This is a genomic window from Vibrio atypicus (assembly GCF_009811315.1).
Taxonomy (GTDB): domain Bacteria; phylum Pseudomonadota; class Gammaproteobacteria; order Enterobacterales; family Vibrionaceae; genus Vibrio; species Vibrio atypicus.
Map to the genome: position 1 here is coordinate 213,678 of NZ_BLID01000006.1, position 18,442 is coordinate 232,119.

At 44.5% G+C, this 18,442-nt stretch carries 18 protein-coding genes; 15 read left to right on the top strand and 3 right to left on the bottom strand.

The window, feature by feature from the left end:
• Positions 1 to 105: 105 nt before the first annotated feature.
• Complete coding sequence (locus tag GVO60_RS14325) at positions 106 to 1,578, bottom strand: aminoacyl-histidine dipeptidase (protein WP_159655192.1); 1,473 nt, start codon at positions 1,576 to 1,578, stop codon at positions 106 to 108.
• Between the two features lie 464 nt (positions 1,579 to 2,042).
• Between GVO60_RS14325 and vcdP the strand changes: the two genes are divergently transcribed.
• From vcdP to pgpA, 15 genes are all read left to right on the top strand, one after another.
• A complete protein-coding gene (gene vcdP / locus GVO60_RS22715; protein WP_503827285.1) occupies positions 2,043 to 2,129 on the top strand; it encodes a small protein VcdP in 87 nt (28 codons plus the stop codon).
• Between the two features lie 478 nt (positions 2,130 to 2,607).
• Positions 2,608 to 3,897: an NCS2 family permease gene (locus GVO60_RS14330; RefSeq protein WP_159655194.1), complete on the top strand. Its 1,290-nt coding sequence runs from the start codon at positions 2,608 to 2,610 to the stop codon at positions 3,895 to 3,897.
• A gap of 291 nt (positions 3,898 to 4,188) precedes the next feature.
• On the top strand, positions 4,189 to 4,653 hold the full coding sequence (gpt, locus tag GVO60_RS14335) for a xanthine phosphoribosyltransferase (protein ID WP_159655196.1): 465 nt from the start codon (positions 4,189 to 4,191) through the stop codon (positions 4,651 to 4,653).
• A gap of 101 nt (positions 4,654 to 4,754) precedes the next feature.
• Positions 4,755 to 6,002 carry an esterase FrsA gene (frsA, locus tag GVO60_RS14340; protein ID WP_159655198.1) on the top strand — a complete coding sequence of 416 codons (1,248 nt, stop codon included), beginning with the start codon at positions 4,755 to 4,757 and terminating at the stop codon, positions 6,000 to 6,002.
• A 107-nt stretch (positions 6,003 to 6,109) separates the two neighbouring features.
• On the top strand, positions 6,110 to 6,499 hold the full coding sequence (gene crl, locus GVO60_RS14345; protein WP_159655200.1) for a sigma factor-binding protein Crl: 390 nt from the start codon (positions 6,110 to 6,112) through the stop codon (positions 6,497 to 6,499).
• Positions 6,500 to 6,666: 167 nt separating this feature from the next.
• Positions 6,667 to 7,800 (top strand): glutamate 5-kinase, encoded by a 1,134-nt coding sequence (gene proB / locus GVO60_RS14350; protein WP_159655202.1) that lies wholly within the window; start codon positions 6,667 to 6,669, stop codon positions 7,798 to 7,800.
• Positions 7,801 to 7,810: 10 nt separating this feature from the next.
• Complete coding sequence (locus GVO60_RS14355; protein ID WP_159655204.1) at positions 7,811 to 9,061, top strand: glutamate-5-semialdehyde dehydrogenase; 1,251 nt, start codon at positions 7,811 to 7,813, stop codon at positions 9,059 to 9,061.
• 104 nt (positions 9,062 to 9,165) lie between these two features.
• The gene (gene nrdR, locus GVO60_RS14360) at positions 9,166 to 9,615 is read left to right on the top strand and encodes a transcriptional regulator NrdR (protein ID WP_159655206.1); all 450 of its coding nucleotides are present in this window, start codon (positions 9,166 to 9,168) and stop codon (positions 9,613 to 9,615) included.
• A 12-nt stretch (positions 9,616 to 9,627) separates the two neighbouring features.
• On the top strand, positions 9,628 to 10,734 hold the full coding sequence (gene ribD, locus GVO60_RS14365) for a bifunctional diaminohydroxyphosphoribosylaminopyrimidine deaminase/5-amino-6-(5-phosphoribosylamino)uracil reductase RibD (protein ID WP_159655208.1): 1,107 nt from the start codon (positions 9,628 to 9,630) through the stop codon (positions 10,732 to 10,734).
• A gap of 2 nt (positions 10,735 to 10,736) precedes the next feature.
• Positions 10,737 to 11,390 (top strand): riboflavin synthase, encoded by a 654-nt coding sequence (locus GVO60_RS14370; RefSeq protein ID WP_159655210.1) that lies wholly within the window; start codon positions 10,737 to 10,739, stop codon positions 11,388 to 11,390.
• A 59-nt stretch (positions 11,391 to 11,449) separates the two neighbouring features.
• Complete coding sequence (gene ribBA / locus GVO60_RS14375) at positions 11,450 to 12,559, top strand: bifunctional 3,4-dihydroxy-2-butanone-4-phosphate synthase/GTP cyclohydrolase II (RefSeq protein ID WP_159655212.1); 1,110 nt, start codon at positions 11,450 to 11,452, stop codon at positions 12,557 to 12,559.
• 172 nt (positions 12,560 to 12,731) lie between these two features.
• Positions 12,732 to 13,202: a 6,7-dimethyl-8-ribityllumazine synthase gene (ribH, locus tag GVO60_RS14380; RefSeq protein ID WP_005440184.1), complete on the top strand. Its 471-nt coding sequence runs from the start codon at positions 12,732 to 12,734 to the stop codon at positions 13,200 to 13,202.
• Positions 13,202 to 13,669, top strand: coding sequence for a transcription antitermination factor NusB (gene nusB / locus GVO60_RS14385; RefSeq protein ID WP_159655214.1), 468 nt, complete (start codon positions 13,202 to 13,204; stop codon positions 13,667 to 13,669). The genes ribH and nusB overlap by 1 nt, the downstream gene beginning before the upstream one ends.
• 87 nt (positions 13,670 to 13,756) lie before the next feature.
• A complete protein-coding gene (gene thiL, locus GVO60_RS14390) occupies positions 13,757 to 14,722 on the top strand; it encodes a thiamine-phosphate kinase (protein WP_159655216.1) in 966 nt (321 codons plus the stop codon).
• A gap of 12 nt (positions 14,723 to 14,734) precedes the next feature.
• Positions 14,735 to 15,241, top strand: coding sequence for a phosphatidylglycerophosphatase A (gene pgpA, locus GVO60_RS14395; RefSeq protein ID WP_159655218.1), 507 nt, complete (start codon positions 14,735 to 14,737; stop codon positions 15,239 to 15,241).
• A gap of 80 nt (positions 15,242 to 15,321) precedes the next feature.
• On the opposite strand, the gene GVO60_RS14400 is transcribed toward pgpA, so the two are convergent.
• Positions 15,322 to 15,705 (bottom strand): DUF3461 family protein, encoded by a 384-nt coding sequence (locus GVO60_RS14400; protein ID WP_159655220.1) that lies wholly within the window; start codon positions 15,703 to 15,705, stop codon positions 15,322 to 15,324.
• A gap of 114 nt (positions 15,706 to 15,819) precedes the next feature.
• Entirely contained in the window at positions 15,820 to 18,441 is a 2,622-nt protein-coding gene (glnD, locus tag GVO60_RS14405) for a bifunctional uridylyltransferase/uridylyl-removing protein GlnD (protein WP_159655222.1), read from the bottom strand.
• Position 18,442 lies beyond the last annotated feature (1 nt).

An 18,442-nucleotide genomic window follows, 5' to 3' on the forward strand; every position in this document is an offset into this window, starting at 1 on the left:
ACAAATATTATTTATCGTGTGGGAAATTTAGAGAATAAAAAAGCCAGCTAATCTGAGCTGGCTTTTTGGATAAGTTTTTCTAATGAAAAATGAACTTTTGTCTGATTACGCTTTTTCAGGAATCGCTTCTAGTAAGGCAACCATTTGCTCCCAGAAAAGTGCAACTGTATCAATTTTCACTTTTTCATCCGGGGAGTGTGGGAATTTAATCGTTGGACCAAAGGAGACCATATCCATATTCGGGTAAGGTTCTTTAAATAGACCACACTCAAGACCTGCGTGAATCACCATGATGTTTGGTTTGTGGCCGTAGATGCCTTCGTACATGTCACGGAAAATCGCCATGATCTCTGAGTCAGCATCAGGTTTCCAACCAGGATAAGCGCCAGAGAACTCAATCTGAGCGCCGGCCAGTTCAGCAACAGAAGTAAGCATGCCTTCAACTTGTTGACGACCAGAGTCGATCAGTGAACGAACTAAGCAAAGAACCTGAATTTGATTTTCTTCTGTTGTTATAACGCCAACATTAAGAGAAGTCTCTACTACGCCTTCGATTTCATCGCTCATACGAATCACGCCATTTGGACAAGCGTTTAGAGCAGCAATGAAGCGTTGTTGATCAGCAACCGACAGAACCAATGAGTCAGTTTCAATTGCTTCGTTGAAAGAAACAATATCAGTTTCAACTTTACCCAGTTCTGTTTTAAGCAGATTCGTATAGAACTTAAATAGTTCAGCCAGTTTAGCTTCGTTTTCAGCAGGAACTGCAACGGTCACAAACGCCTCACGAGGGATCGCATTGCGAAGGCTGCCGCCTCGGAATTCAATAAGGCGTAGGTCTAACTCTTGTGCGTGGCCAGCTAAGAAGCGGGCAACAAGTTTGTTTGCGTTGCCACGACCTGTGTGGATATCACAACCAGAGTGACCACCTTTTAGACCTTTAAGGATCAATTGACGAGTAACAAAACCTGCAGGGATTGCCTCACGGCTAATATCAAATGACATTTCACCATCAATACCGCCAGCACAGCCCATGTAGACTTCGCCTTCTTGCTCTGAATCGGTATTAAGAAGGATTTCACCCTCTAGCCAGCCTGCTTCCAAACCAAACGCGCCAGTCATACCTGCTTCTTCGTCAATAGTTAGCAGAACTTCAAGTGGGCCATGTTTGATTTCGTTTGATGCAAGTACGGCTAAGCAAGACGCCATGCCCATGCCATTATCAGCACCTAGTGTAGTGCCTTTAGCGGTTACCCACTCACCATCGATGTATGGTTGAATTGGATCTTTAGTGAAGTCATGATCGGTATCTTCGTTCTTCTGCGGCACCATATCGATGTGTGCTTGTAGGACGACACCTTTTTTGTTTTCCATACCCGCTGTTGCTGGTTTTTTAATGAAAACGTTGCCGGTTGGATCGCGACGAACATCTAGGCCTTGCTCTTTTGCCCAACCAACAATGTATTGCGCCAATGCTTCTTCATGCTTTGAAGGGTGTGGAATAGAACAGATCTTATCAAAAAACTGCCAAAGTGGAGCAGGTGATAAGTTGCTGATTTCAGAATGGAATTCAGACACGGATGACTCCTTGTAAAGAATAATGCCAGATCTTGTTGGGTGATTAGGCTTAATCAACAGAACAAAAAACTATATCTGACCTATTAAGTAGAGGCACAGAATAGCACTACCTGACTTTACGGTGTAGTGAAAGGAGGAAGGAAATTTTTTGGTGCTATCACAAATTCTAGAATCTATTGTTTGTTGGTTAAGCATCTATATTCGTAGTTTAAGTACTATTCCTTCTGAATAAGTTGATGATTCTGTAATTTAATTACGAAATTAGGTTGATCTAAATCAATAAATGACTTTTTTGTGACTTTTGTCACCTTAAAGCTTGTAATTAAATTTCCTTGATGTATATTTATCTCAACTTCCGAAGCGAAGAGAAAATGCTCAAAGGATGAGTCCGAGTTTGTCGCCTCCAAGGAACCGAGAAAATCAATATTTGTAATTTTGTTTAATTGATTTAGAAGGTGATGTTTATGAAAGGTTTACCAAGTGCAGCGTTCTGGCTAAACAGCTCTGTTTACACAAGCAACTTTGCATACCCAGCAACTTTTGGTTACTAACTGAAACTTGCTAATCTCGAACAGTTTATGTTCACCCCTATATATTGGAATTTTTTTACAGCTCCTATATAGCTGACATGATTCAACCGCCACTCAAATTGAGTGGCGTTTTTTTATCTGTCATATACCACTCTCATGCTCCTAACTCCCATCATTTAACTGCCACGTCAAATTGGTATGAATTTTATTCGCATAAACTCATATTATTGATGCCATTTATCCCCAAGAACCGACTGAAAGTTTGCTACACGGTACAAAAAAACACCTTTTTAGTACAAAAAGTTAGGCTTTTATTAACTATTGATAAATAAGGTTTTTGTGTCATCTTTGAGAAAATGTAATCGATTGAATTTGTCTTTTACACTTAGAAATATTGATTAGAGTGTTAATTCTATCTGGAATTTGAGATTTGATAACTCTATAATTCTCGCCAATCGATTACGCAACCGTTTACTTTTTACCTTTTTAGGATTCGATCATGTTCGAAAAACTGTTCAAACTCAGTGAAAATGGCACGAACGTTAAAACTGAGATCATCGCAGGTATTACTACCTTTCTAACGATGGCTTACATCATCTTTGTTAACCCAGCTATGCTTGCAGATGCGGGTATGGACAAAGGCGCTGTATTTGTCGCGACATGTCTTGCTGCTGCGATTGGCTGTTTTATCATGGGCTTTGTGGCTAACTACCCAATTGCACTCGCTCCGGGTATGGGTCTAAACGCTTTCTTCACTTACGGCGTTGTACTTGGTATGGGGCATTCATGGCAAGTTGCACTGGGAGCAGTGTTCGTATCGGGCTTGATTTTCATGGCGTTGAGTATTTTCAAAGTACGTGAATGGATTATCAACTCAATTCCAATGTCGTTACGTACTGGTATTTCGGCAGGTATTGGTCTTTTCCTTGCGTTTATAGGATTACAAAACTCAGGCATCGTGGTTGACAACCCGGCAACCTTAGTTGGCCTAGGAAATATTACAGGTTTACAACAAGTTCTTGCTGCACTTGGCTTTTTCTTAACGATTGCACTGGTTTACCGTGGTGTTCGTGGTGCCGTGATGATCTCAATCTTGATCATTACAGCTATCGGTCTTCTATTTGGTGATGTTCAGTGGGGTGGCATTATGTCTACGCCTCCAAGCATTGCTCCGACATTTATGGAAATGAACATCGCTGATGTTTTCGAAATCGGTATGATCTCGGTTGTATTTGCATTCCTTTTTGTCGACCTATTTGACACAGCGGGCACACTGGTTGGTGTTGCAACAAAAGCGGATCTGATTAAAGAAGATGGCAAGCTTCCTCGCCTAAGCAAAGCGTTACTTGCAGATTCAACGGCAACGTCTGTCGGTGCAATGTTAGGTACTTCAAGCACGACGTCTTACGTTGAGTCTACTGCGGGTGTTGCCGCAGGTGGTCGCACGGGTCTAACAGCGGTTGTCGTTGGTGTATTATTCCTACTGGCATTATTCTTCTCGCCACTTGCAGGTATGATTCCAGCATACGCGACAGCAGGGGCGTTGTTCTATGTCGCGATTTTGATGATGTCTGGTCTAGTAAGCGTTGACTGGCGTGATCTAACAGAAGCTGCACCAGTGGTTGTGACTTGTCTTTTGATGCCTTTAACTTACTCAATCGCTGAAGGTATCGCTCTAGGCTTTATCTCTTACGCTGCTATCAAGTTGCTAAGTGGTCGCGGTCGTGAAGTATCAATCAGTGTTTGGGTGCTAGCTGCAATATTTATTGTTAAGTACTTGGTCGCTTAATCTCGCTGGCGATGTTTGTCATCGCAGAGGTAGGATTTTAACCGTATCGCTATAGTGGGTAACTCCGCTATAGCGATTGTTTTTTGTTTTGGGTTTACTCGCTAAATCACAAGCTATGTCATCGAAGTCAGCTGATTTGTGCTGAAGTTTTTACGCATGACATTGGTATTATGCTGCACTTTCGGTAAAATAAACGTTTGCGTAGCTTTTCCCCTAAACTTGCCTGTTGCAATCATTTCATCATAGATGCTTTGCGGGGATGCAGATTTTTTAAATTATTAGGTTATTACAATGGCTAAGAAATTCGTTATCACTTGGGACCAAATGCACACTCTTTGTCGTGAATTGGCAGAAAAACAGATGCCAGCAGAGCAGTGGAAAGGTATTTGGGCAGTAAGCCGCGGTGGTTTAGTACCAGGTGCAATTCTTGCGCGTGAATTGGGTATTCGTCACGTTGACACTATCTGTATCTCTAGCTACGACCACGACCACCAACGTGATATGACGGTTGTGAAAGCGCCTGAAGGTGATGGTGAAGGCTTCCTAATCGTTGAAGACCTAGTAGATAGTGGTGACACGGCACGTAAACTGCGTGAAATGTACCCGAAAGCAAAACTGATTGCGGTATGTGCTAAGCCAGCAGGTGTTGAGTTGCTAGACGATTATGTTCTAGATATAGCACAAGAAACTTGGATTGAGCAGCCGTGGGATATGTCTATCCAATACGTTGAGCCAATCAACCGTAAGCAAAAATAATCGTTTTAGTGCTTATAGCAACAGATTCTTGATAAATGACCCTTCATTGGGTCATTTTTTTTATTACTATATTGGGAATTGTATTTTATTAGGTTCCACCCATGTCCGAAGAAGTGAGCAAAAATCTTTCTGAAACGCTTTTTGTTAAGCATAAGCAGGCTAAAGAAACCTCGGCCCTTACACGGTATATGCCAAGCAGCGAAACTTTTTTAGAAGAGAAGCGCGAAACGGATGGCTACAAGTGGTATCGAAACCTGCGCCGCATGCAGTGGTCTTGGCAGGGAATTGATCCGATTGAGATTGAAGCGGTGCTGGCAAAAATTGCCGCATCGAAACATTCGCGCACGCATGACCAGTGGTTAGATACGGTTATGGGCTATCACAGTGGTAACTGGACCTATGAGTGGACCAAGTTGGGTATGTTGCATCAAAAGCGTTCAGGTGAGCTGAAAGGGGAAGATGCAGCGGATGAAATGTTTAATGCTTCACTCTGTTTTAGCATTGCTGGTTACCCGCACCTTAAAGGGGATAACTTAGCTATTCAGGCTCAGGTATTGGCGAGCAGTGCTTACGCCGAAGCCGCAAAGAAAACACAATATACCGTTAAGCGCTTAGAGATCCCTTATCAGAATAAACGTATTGTCGCGCACCTTCACCTAACAAGTACTGACAAGCCGCAACCTGTAGTGATTGTAAGTGCAGGATTAGATAGCTTACAGACTGATCTTTGGACACTGTTTCGCGATCACCTTGCCAAGAAAGGTATAGCGATGCTGACAGTAGACATGCCATCAATTGGTCACAATACACACTGGAACTTAACAGAAGATACTTCGTGTTTGCACCAAGCGGTATTGAATGAGTTGTTCTCTATCCCTTGGGTTGATCATCACAAAGTGGGGCTGATTGGCTTCCGATTTGGTGGCAATGCAATGGTTCGCCTCTCTTTCATTGAACCAGACAAAATCAAAGCATGTGTCTCCATTGGTGCACCTATTCATGATGTGCTTTCGTCACCAGAAAAACTGAAACAGATGCCTAAGATGTACCTTGATGTATTGGCATCTAGGTTAGGTAAAAGTGCGGTTGATATTCATAGCCTATCGAGCCAGCTAATGGCGTGGTCGCTGAAGGTTCAAGGCATACTGACCAGTCGCAAGACTAAAGTGCCTATTTTGGCCATGAGTTTAGAGGGTGACCCAGTCTCACCGTTTAGTGACAATCAGTTGGTCGCTCTGTTTAGTGATTACGGTAAGGCTAAGAAAATTAGTGCTAAAACAATTACACAAGGATATGAGCAATCCCTCGATTTAGCTATTAAGTGGTTAGAAGATGAGCTAATTAGATGACATATCGAGTATTTTAGACGACACTGATATTAAGGCGTACCTAAAGTCACTAGTCCTTTGGTTACGCCTGTAATAATAAATTTCAGTGATGAATATGGAGATTCATAATGTCTGATACGACGAAAAGTCCTACTCACTACCGCTTGCTAACAATACTTAGAGCAATTGGACCCTACCTGCGCGAATCCCAATGTACCGAAGGTTCTTACCTTTTTGATTGTCTATCTGTCTGCGTTGATGACAAAAAATCACCCGAACAACGAGAGTTTTGGGGCTGGTGGTTAGAACTTGTTGATGAGGGGTGCGGTTATCAAGCTCGCTATCGCAGCGGCTTGTACGATATCTCTGGGGATTGGAAAGAGAAAAAGCTACCTAAGAAGGTGGTGGAAGATGTTAATCGAACTCAGGAAGCGTTCCATACCAAGTTGGTTGAAACGATGCAGAAAGAGTTTGCGCTGGCTATCGAAATGCACGAAGAATCGGTCGAATTTGTCTAATTTTCTCTGCTTATCTTCTTCTACCAACAAAAAGGCGCATTTTAGCGCCTTTTCTGCTTGTGAATTTTGTATTTGATTGCTAAAACATCAGGTCTAATCAATCTTCAGCGCAATAGAGTGCTTAGACAGGTTGTGACGATTTTTATTTATTTCATAGTAGAAAGGCAATGAATCAAGAAAGCGGAAAAACACTACAACCACAGACCGTCGTAGTGAAACTAGGTACCAGTGTTTTGACTGGTGGTACGCTGGCATTGGACCGAGCTCATATGGTTGAGCTTGTGCGTCAATGTGCCGAGCTAAAAAAACAAGGCCACTCAGTGGTTATGGTTTCGTCTGGCGCGATTGCTGCTGGCCGTGAGCACCTAGGTTACCCCGCACTGCCCAACTCTATGGCGAGCAAACAGCTTCTCGCCGCTGTTGGCCAAATCCAGCTTATCCAAACTTGGGAATCTTTGTTTGCGATTTATGGACTTAAAATTGGTCAGATGCTACTCACTCGTGCAGATCTAGAAGATCGCGAGCGTTTTCTGAATGCGCGCGACACCATTAATGCACTGGTTGAAAATGATATTATTCCCGTCGTAAACGAAAACGATGCGGTAGCAACAAGCGAAATTAAAGTCGGCGATAACGATAACTTGTCTGCCTTAGTTGGGATCCTATGTGGTGCTGATAAACTGCTCCTGTTAACCGATCAAAAAGGGCTCTTCACTGCAGATCCGCGTAAAGACCCAAATGCTGAGCTGATCAAAGAAGTGAAAACCATTGACGATACGCTGCGCAAAATTGCAGGCGGTAGTGGTACAACTTTGGGAACTGGTGGCATGGCCACTAAGCTTCAAGCGGCAGACATTGCACGCCGAGCGGGTATTGAAGTGATCATTGCTGCGGGTAGTGCGCCGAATGTTGTGTTCGACTCCTTGGGCGAAAACCCACAAGGGACTCGCTTCCTACCTTGCGAAGAGGCGCTAGAAAATCGCAAACGCTGGATCTTAGCGGGCCCAGCGGCATCTGGTGATATTGTGATTGATGATGGCGCGGTTAATGCGGTTATTGGTAAGGGCAGTAGCTTGTTAGCAAAAGGCGTCACGAGTGTCAGCGGCGAGTTTGCTCGTGGTGATGTGGTTCGCGTTAATAACGCCCAAGGTAAAATTGTGGCGCGCGGCATTGCGAGTTACTCAAGCCAAGATATGGCAAAAATTGTCGGCAAACACAGTAAAGATATCATTGGAATACTCGGTTATGACTACGGCAATGAAGTACTGCACCGTGATGATATGGTCGTAATCCAAGAATAAGGAAAGTAACGTGGAACTGATTTCTATGGGTAAAGCGGCTAAAAATGCGGCTTTCCAACTAGCGACTGCTTCGACAGCGCAAAAAAACCAAGCATTAGCGATCATTGCTGATGAATTAGAAGCGAATGCAGCAACCATTTTAGCTGCGAACGCAAAAGACATTGAAAAGGGCCGCGAAGCCGGTCTAACAGAGGCATTGCTAGACCGCCTCCTGCTTAATGAAGAGCGTCTGTCTGGTATTGCCAATGATGTTCGTAATGTGATCAGCCTAAATGATCCAGTAGGCAGTGAGCTAGATAGCAAGGTGCTAGAAAATGGCATGTCGCTCTCTCGTCGTCGCGTACCACTTGGTGTGGTTGGTGTGATTTATGAAGCGCGCCCGAATGTCACGATTGATATTGCAGCTCTGTGTTTGAAGACGGGGAACGCGAGTATTTTACGTGGCGGTAAAGAGACCTTCTTCTCTAACATGGAACTTGTTAAAGTTATTCAGTCTGCACTTGCAAAAGCGAACCTGCCTGCTGCATCTGTGCAATATATTGAAAAGCCTGACCGTGAGTTAGTGTCTCAACTGCTTAAATTAGATGATTATGTCGACATGATCATTCCTCGTGGTGGTGCTGGTTTGCATAAAATGTGTAAAGAGAACAGCACGATACCTGTCATCATTGGTGGATTTGGTATCAGCCATATCTTCGTTGATGAAAGTGCCGATCTGGTGAAGTCTCTTGATGTGGTAGAGAACTCAAAAGTTCAGCGACCATCTGCGTGTAACTCGCTTGACACTCTGCTTGTGCATGAAAGTGTTGCAGCAGAATTTCTGCCAATGCTTGCTGAACGCTTAGCAGACAAAGTTACTTTGGTTGCAACACCAAACGCCAAAGAGCTTGTGGCTCAAGCGAAAGAAGTACGTGACGCTGTTGAAGGCGATTTTGATACGGAATGGCTAGGCTACACCTTAGGCGTGAAAGTGGTGAAAGATGTTCATGAAGCGGTCGACCACATGCGTATTCATAACGCAAGCCACTCCGATGCCATCATGACCAACAGCCTAGAGAACTCTGAGATCTTCATAAACTCAGTGGGTTCAGCGGCAGTCTATGTCAATGCATCAACTCGTTTTACTGATGGCGCTCAGTTCGGTCTAGGTGCAGAAGTCGCGGTTTCAACTCAGAAGCTACACGCTCGCGGCCCTATGGGCTTAGAAGAGCTAACTAGCTACAAATGGGTGGGTAAAGCGAACTACTTGCCGCGCAGTTAACAAAAACTGAACGATATTGTTTGAAAAAGGGGCTATCTAGCCCCTTTTGCTTTTCTTGTGTTTAGCAAATCCGCTACACTGTCTGTCACTTATATGGAGGTGATATGCATTGTCCTTTTTGTTCTGAGAATGACACCAAAGTGATTGATTCTCGTCTGGTTGCTGATGGCCATCAAGTACGTCGCCGCCGTCAATGTCTAGCGTGTAGTGAGCGATTTACAACTTTTGAAACCGCAGAGCTGGTGATGCCACGCGTGATCAAGTCAAATGGTAACCGTGAACCTTTTAACGAAGATAAGATGGTTGGTGGATTACAACGTGCATTAGAAAAACGCCCAGTAAGCGCAGACTCTGTTGATGTCTCTATCAGTTTGATTAAATCGCAATTGCGAGCAACAGGTGAACGAGAAGTACCAAGCGAAATGATTGGTAACTTAGTCATGGATCAGCTTAAAGAGCTAGATAAAGTCGCTTATATTCGTTTTGCATCTGTTTATCGCAGCTTCGAGGATATCCGAGAGTTTGGCGAAGAGATTGCAAAACTCGAAGACTAACGGTGACCTCGAATGCCTCAATTTTCCCCTCAAGATTTTCAAATGATGTCGCGTGCTATTGAATTAGCGAAAGGCGGCATCTTCACTACTGCACCAAACCCAAATGTCGGCTGTGTTATTACTCATGATGGCGAGATTGTGGGTGAAGGTTTTCACTTTCAAGCCGGAGAGCCGCACGCTGAAGTTCATGCGCTACGTATGGCGGGTGAAAAGTCTATTGGTGCTACCGCTTATGTCACATTAGAGCCATGCTCCCACTACGGCAGAACACCGCCTTGCGCTGAAGGTTTAATTAAAGCCAAGGTTGCTAAAGTGATTTGTGCGATGCAAGACCCGAATCCTCAAGTTGCAGGGCGTGGCATTCAGATGCTTCGTGATGCGGGGATTGAGGTAGAAGTTGGCTTACTAGAACAAGATGCATTGGCACTAAACCCGTCGTTTATCAAACGTATGAAAACAGGGATGCCTTTTGTTCAGTTAAAAATGGCGGCCAGTTTAGATGGGCAAACCGCTCTTGCTAATGGACAAAGTCAATGGATTACTTCATCGGCAGCGCGCCAAGATGTTCAAGCCTTTCGAGCTCAAAGCAGTGCGATTCTCTCGACGAGTAAAACAGTCGTTGATGATAACGCGTCACTTAATGTGCGTTGGGATGACTTACCAACATCGATTCAAGCTAAGTATTGCAAAACAAATCTGCGCCAACCCACCCGAGTCATTTTAGACAGGCAGAGCCAACTGACACCTGAATTGAAGCTATTTCAAACCGAAGGGGAGCGTTTAATCGTTTCTGAGTCGGGAGATGTGCCTGTTCCGCTGAATTCAGAACAACAGGTCGATTTAGAAGCCTTGTTTGCACAGCTTTCCAGCGAGCACAATATTAATCACCTTTGGGTCGAGGCGGGAGCAACACTCGCAAGCAGTTTGATTAAAGCAAATCTAGTCGATGAGCTCATTTTGTATCTAGCGCCTAAAATTATGGGCAGCGATGGGCGCGGATTGCTCGGTGCACTTGGCTTAGAATCAATGGCAGATGTCATTGAACTTGATATCAAAGATGTTAGACAGGTGGGGCAGGATATTCGTATTCGGGCCACACTCAAAAATAAAGAATTGTAATTATGTTTACAGGTATTGTTGAAGCAGTTGGTACTCTGACTGCCATTACGCCAAAGGGCGAAGATATTAGCGTAACCGTCAGTGTCGGCAAGCTCGACATGGGCGATGTAAAGCTTGGTGATAGTATTGCGACCAATGGTGTCTGTTTGACGGTGGTGGACTACAGTGAAACCAGTTATACCGCTGATCTATCACTAGAGACACTACAAAAAACTGGGTTTGCTGACTACCAAGCTGGTGACAAAGTAAACCTAGAGAAAGCGATGTTACCAACCACACGTTTTGGTGGACATATCGTTTCTGGACACGTTGATGGCGTGGGTGAAATTGTTGAACGTAACATGGTTGGCCGTGCGATTGAGTTTTGGGTTTCTATGCCTGAAGAGATCACTAAATATGTTGCTGAAAAAGGTTCAATAACGGTTGATGGTATTAGCCTTACGGTCAATGCGCTGCGTAAGAATGCGTTTAAGTTGACCATAGTGCCACATACTGGTGAAGAGACGACAATTGCTGATTTTCACGTTGGTCGCAAAGTGAATTTGGAAGTCGATGTTTTGGCTCGTTATATGGAGCGACTGCTCACGAGTCAAAAAGAGCAGCAACCAGAATCAAACATCACACTCGAGTTTTTACAACAAAATGGATTTGCCTAGGTTAGCGACGTTGCTAACTGACTCAACTAGCCGCTAGAAGCCAAGATAGGAATGCAAAGATGCCGATTAGTACGCCACAGGAAATTATTGAAGATATTCGCTTAGGTAAAATGGTTATCCTTATGGATGACGAAGACCGAGAAAATGAAGGCGATTTAATTATGGCTGCGGAACACGTGACGCCAGAAGCGATCAACTTCATGGCAACTCACGGTCGTGGTTTGATTTGTTTGACCATGACTAAAGAGCGTTGTGAGCGTCTTGGTCTGCCTCCTATGGTGCAAGACAATAATGCGCAATACACCACGAACTTTACTGTTTCTATTGAAGCCGCTGAAGGTGTGACAACGGGTATTTCGGCTGCAGATCGTGCGCGAACGGTACAAGCTGCGGTAGCGAAAGAAGCAAAAGCCGCAGATTTGGTTCAACCTGGTCATATTTTCCCACTGGCCGCACAAGAAGGTGGCGTATTGACTCGCGCAGGGCATACGGAAGCTGGCTGTGATTTGGCTCGTCTAGCCGGTCTTGAGCCATCTGGCGTTATTGTCGAAATTCTAAATGACGATGGCACCATGGCGCGTCGTCCAGATTTAGAGATTTTTGCCGAAAAACATGACATTAAATTGGGCACAATTGCCGATTTGATCGAATATCGCAATAACACGGAAACAACCATTGAACGTGTGGCTGAATGTAAATTGCCCACTGAGTTTGGTGAATTTAAGTTGGTGACGTTCCGCGATACTATCGACAATCAGATCCACTACGCTTTGTGCAAAGGTGATCTCACAGCTGAAGCGCCGTTAGTACGCGTTCACTTACAAGATACATTTACCGATTTACTACACAGTGATCGTAACGCTGAGCGCAGCTGGACACTTGATGCGGCAATGAAACGCATTGGCCAAGATGGTGGCGTATTGGTGATTTTGGGCAATGAAGAGTCAACCGATTTACTTGTGCATCGCGTTAAGATGTTCGAGGCTCAAGATAAAGGTGAGGCACCAACATTAGCTAAGAAGCAAGGTACATCACGCCGCGTTGGTGTTGGCTCTCAAATTCTGGCTGATCTTGGTGTTCATGACATGCGTTTACTTTCATCAACCAATAAGAAATACCACGCGTTAGGTGGTTTCGGTCTTAATGTCGTTGAATACGTTTGTGAGTAATCGCTAACAATAGTTGATTGTTAAGAAGGCAAATGTTTCCAGCATTTGCCTTCTTTGTTTTCAATCTGTTGTGAACAGGAAGAGTAATGCTAAATTTCCATTAGATATTGCTCACAGATTTGTGCTAGAATCCGGCGATTCTCACTTGATGAACATAGTTAAAGGAAGGCTTATGAAAGTGATCGAGGGTGGCTTCCCAGCGCCAAACGCAAAAATTGCTATCGTTATTTCTCGTTTCAACAGTTTTATTAACGAAAGTCTATTGTCTGGTGCAATCGATACTTTAAAACGTCATGGCCAAGTTAGCGAAGACAACATCACTGTTGTTCGTTGTCCTGGTGCTGTAGAGCTTCCACTTGTTGCTCAACGCGTAGCAAAAACAGGCAAATACGATGCAATCGTATCTTTAGGTACTGTTATTCGTGGCGGAACTCCACACTTCGACTATGTTTGTAGTGAATGTAACAAAGGTCTTGCGCAAGTTTCTCTGGAATACAGCCTTCCAGTAGCATTCGGCGTACTGACGGTTGATACAATTGACCAAGCAATTGAGCGCGCAGGAACCAAGGCTGGTAATAAAGGTGCAGAGGCTGCACTAAGCGCACTTGAGATGATTAACGTTCTTTCTGAAATTGATTCCTAATGGGGGCCAGTGTGAAACCAGCCGCACGTCGTAATGCACGTCGATTTGCTCTACAAGCAATCTACTCTTGGCAAATTACTAAAGAAAATGTTGCTACGATTGAGGAGCAGTTTTTGTCAGGTGGTAAGTATGATGAAGAAGAGCATCATGCATCAGAGCCTGCACTTTCTACTCCAGACACAGACGTTACATACTTCCGTGACCTGCTAACAGGTGTTGTGCTAAGTCACACAGAGCTAGATAGCAAGATTCGTCCATACACAGCGCGTCCTATGCAGGATCTAGATATGATGGAGCTTGCACTGCTTCGTCTTGCTATGTATGAAATGACACGTCGTGAAGACGTACCTTACAAAGTGGTTATTAACGAAGCGATTGAACTTGCAAAAGTATTCGCAGCGGAAGACAGCCACAAGTTCGTGAATGGTGTACTTGATAAAGCCGCACCACACGTTCGTAAGAAGTAATCGAAAATAGATTTCAAAAAGGTCAGCACTTGCTGACCTTTTTTATAGCTTCAAATTGTTGAACCATATTTTTAGATAGCAAAGCTGATGTCTGGTGAATTTAATCTAATCGAAAAATACTTGGTCGGTCGTCAAAAGCAGCGTAGCGATGTACTCTTAGCTGCTGGAGACGATTGCGCGTTAGTTCAAGTCCCTACAGGCCTGTCTGTTGCGATCAGCACTGATACTTTAGTGGCTGGCACTCATTTTTTAGCTGAAGCTGATCCTGCGTTGGTTGCGCACAAGGCGCTCGCTTCCAATGTCAGCGATTTAGCGGCAATGGGGGCGACACCTGCGTGGGTTTCATTTGCGTTAACGATGCCGAGCCCTGATGAAGATTGGTTGGCTCCGTTTTGCGACTCGTTTTTTAAACTTGCCGACTATTATGGTATTCAACTTATTGGCGGTGATACCACCAAAGGTCCTTTGAGCTTAACACTAACGGTTCAAGGTCTAGTCGATCCTGATAAAGCCTTGCGCCGAGACGGTGCGAAAGTAGGGGATTGGGTTTACGTGACTGGTAACTTGGGTGACAGCAAAGCGGGTTTAGACGTAGTGCTTGAGCCGGGGTTAAAAGAGCGCCCATTTGCGGATGAATTGGAGCAACGCCACTACCTGTCTACACCACGTGTGTTGGTTGGTCAGGCACTTCTTGGCTTAGCCAGCTCCGCGATTGATATCTCGGACGGTTTAATATCTGATGTACAGCACATTTTAAAGCGATCTAAGGTTGGGGTGAGTATTGACGCCGCGACACTTCCTGTTTCTAATGAACTTGTTCAGTTCTTGGGAAATCCGGAAGCTGCTCAGAAGTATGCACTATCGAGTGGTGAAGAGTACGAGCTTTGTTTTACTGTGCCTGAAGAGAACCAGGGCGCAATAGAGAGTGCGTTGGCTCATTGCGGTACAAAGATCACTTGTATTGGACAAATTCGACCAGAGGGCACGTTTGACATTCATTCTCAGGGCAATGGGCTTGAGTGGTCACTCAGTGGCTATGATCATTTCAAATAATTAAGCAGTACTATGACCAATCCTCTCTCTTTAATTTCATTGAAAAACCCTTGGCACCTGCTTGCTACCGGATTTGGTAGTGGTTTATCGCCAATTATTCCAGGCACGATGGGCACATTGGCCGCGATCCCGTTTTACCTGCTTTTAGTCCAATTGCCATTGCCAATCTATATTTTGGTTGTCGTGGTTTCTTGTGTGATTGGGATTAAGATCTGCCAAGTAACATCCGACGATATGGGCGTGCACGATCATGGCTCAATTGTATGGGATGAGTTTGCGGGCTTTTGGATTACCATGCTGGTGGTTCCGCTCTTTAATTTGAATAGCATGGATTGGAAATGGATATTGACCGGGTTTGTATTGTTTCGCTTCTTTGATATGGTCAAACCGTGGCCGATTGGCTGGCTAGATAAGCGCGTTCATGGCGGCCTAGGTATTATGGTTGATGATATCGTAGCGGGGGCGATGGCTGGTGTTGCCCTGTATCTTGTCGGTAAATATGCCGGATGGTTGATTTAAGAGCATTCTTAGTCATTCCATATACCAAACAACAAAAAAGGGTTGGCACGAGTGCCAACCCTTAATTTTTCGTTTTTCGATTACTTCAGCTTTTCTAGATCCGATTCAATCTCTGCAATTTTGCTCGAGACGACTTTTTCTAGGTGTCTCAAGTCAGATAGAATTTTTTCTTTCACATCCAACTCAACCGATTTCTCTGGTTTCGTTATTTTGTTCAGTTCGTCAATCACTAGGGTTAAGTTGCGATTTATTTCTGTCACTTCTTTGTACTTGTGACTACCGCTATCAACCAGTACATTCTTTACTTGGCGTGGATATTTGAACTTAACGCTTTTCGCAAACAACTCACCTTTTTGCTTACGAAAATAAATTTTTAACACGTCCTTGTGCGCTTCTTGGCGGAGTGAATAGCGCTCAATCTGTTTAGGTTCATGAATACCTAAACCAGTGAGGTGTGGAAACATAGGCTACCTCTTTAACTGTGTTTGTATTTAGTGATCACTAGCTAATGTAGCAGCCTATTCACGTTGTAGATAGTTGATTTTTCGAGCAGTGTGATAACTTGTGGTCAAGATCGCTTAAGGTGCCAGTTCCGCCACATTTGCTATTAACTTCTCTCTCAATAGGATTTCCTCTTCATCAGTGAGTTTACCGCCATTCTCACTCGTAATAATGAATAAATCCTCTGCTCTCTCACCAATAGTTGTAATCTTTGCAGCATGTAGATGTACACCTAAATCCGCAAACGTCGCCCCCACGGTTGCAAGTAACCCTGGTGTGTCGAGAGCAACAAACTCCATTAAAGTCCGCTTTTTACTTTTGGTCGGTAGAAAGTCGACTTTGGTCTTCACCGTGAAGTGCTGTAAGTTTCGCGGAACTCGGCGGGTTTTAATTTTGGTTGGTCGGCCATCTTCTAGCACATGGGCCAGATGTTTGGTAACAGCTTTGTGGCGGCTCTCATCAATAACGTCACCATGTTGATCAAGGACCATGAAAGTATCTAGGACATAACCATCTTTGCTGGTCATGACTTGGGCATCGTGAACGTTGAAGTTACGTCGGTCGAGCTCTGCAACCACAGAGGCAAATAGAGCGTGCTGATCTCGGCTGTAAACAAAGACTTCGGTACCACCACGTGTTGCTTTCTTAGAAATCAATATAAGCGGTTTTGATGGTTCATCGTGGCGAAGCAAGTGCATGCAGTGCCACGCAATCTGCTTATGAGTGTGACGTAAGAAGTAGTCCGCTTTAAAACGTTGCCAAAGGACTTCAATTTCACGTGCGCTAAACCCTTCTTTACGCAGCAAAGCCGATGCAAGGTGCTGATTGTGACGAATACGCTCTCGCACGTCGACTGGGTTTTCTAATCCGCGGCGCAATGCGCGTTGTGTTGAATAGAACAACTCTGCAAGTAGAGTACGTTTCCAGCTGTTCCATAGTTCTGGGTTGGTTGCGCAGATATCGGCGACAGTTAAACAGACTAGATATTCTAGGTACTCTTCATCGCGAACTTGTTTGGCAAACTCGGTGATCACTTCAGGGTCGTAGATATCGCGACGCTGAGCTGTGACTGACATTAGAAGGTGATTGCGCACCAACCAAGCGACGAGTTTGGCTTCTGGTTTAGATAAGCCATGTTCGATACAGAAGTTATACGCTTCACCTTCACCAATCACAGAGTGATCACCACCGCGGCCTTTACCAATATCATGGAAAATAGCCGCTATGATCAACAGCTCTTTCTTTTGAATTCTCGGATAAACTTCGCAGCAGATTGGATGCTTATCGTGGTTTTTAGCGTAACTAAAGGTGTTGATATGTTTAAGTAAGCGAACGCTGTGCTCATCGACCGTGTAAACATGGAAAAGGTCAAATTGCATCTGGCCAACTATCTGGCTCCACTGCGGTAAATACGCTGCCAATACGCCAAGCTTATGCATTAGGCTAAACGCTTTGTGCAGTGCATTTGGGTGGCGACAGAGCTCTAAAAACTTCTCTCTAGCTTCAGGGATCGTGTGAAGGAATTTGTTCAATCGACGCCTTGCAGTACGAAGTTGACGCATGGTTGGCGGAGCTACGCCTTCGATACTGGAATCGTTGGCAATGTGCAGAAACATATCCAAAATGGTTTCTGGACGTGCTTGGAATAGGGCGGGTTTGCGCGCTTCAATGAGATGACCACGGCGCTGGAAATCTTCACTCAAGATCTCTGGCTCTGCTTCAACCCCATTTTCTAATATCGCTTGATCAAACAGTTTGAGTAGCATTTTGTTGAGTTCAGCGACACGGCGTAGGGTTCGGTAGAACTCTTTCATCATCATTTCTACGCCGCGGTTACCTTCACCAGAGAAGCCAAGGCTTTCTGCTACCTGCGCTTGATGAGCAAAGGTAAGGCGGTTGTCGTAGCGCTTTAATTCAATGTGGAGGGCAAAACGAACTCGCCACAAAAAGTCTTGGCATTCGACCAGTTCACGGTACTCTGCATCGGTAAGAAAACCGTAACGGCTCATTTCTAGCAGTGAAGTAGCGCCAAAATGGCGACGAGCAATCCAGCTTAGGGTGTGAATATCACGCAGGCCACCCGGTGTCGATTTGATATCCGGTTCTAAGTTGTAAGTCGTGTCGTGGTAGCGCGCATGGCGAGCACGTTGTTCTTGAATTTTTGCTTTGTAGAAGATTTCACTTGGCCAGAATGATTCTGAATGAATGACCATCTTTAACTGGTGGAAAGTATCTTCGCAGCCGCAAAGTAGGCGAGATTCTTGAAGATTTGTGGCAACCGTTAAATCTTCCCTTCCAATCGTCGCACACTCTTCAACGCTACGAACGGCATGACCAACCTCTAAACGCAAATCCCAGAGTAGGGTGATAAATTCACTTACTTTGCTAGCGAGTGACTCAGGCAATGTTTTGCGCGAGATTACCAAAATATCGATATCGGAAAGAGGGTGAAGCTCACCACGGCCATAACCGCCAACGGCGACCAGGCTAATGTTTGGTAGGTTAGAAAAGCCAAAATGTTGCCACAGTCGATTGAGCAGCAAATCAATATACTCCGCGCGACCGAGTACTAAGTCAGTCACTGGATGATGATTGAGAAATTCACTTTTCTGATACTGAGCGAACTTTTCTAACTGTTGTTTTAGTTCACTTATCGAGATTTGCTGATCTTCAAACGTCAGCGGGGATTGAAAGGGCATA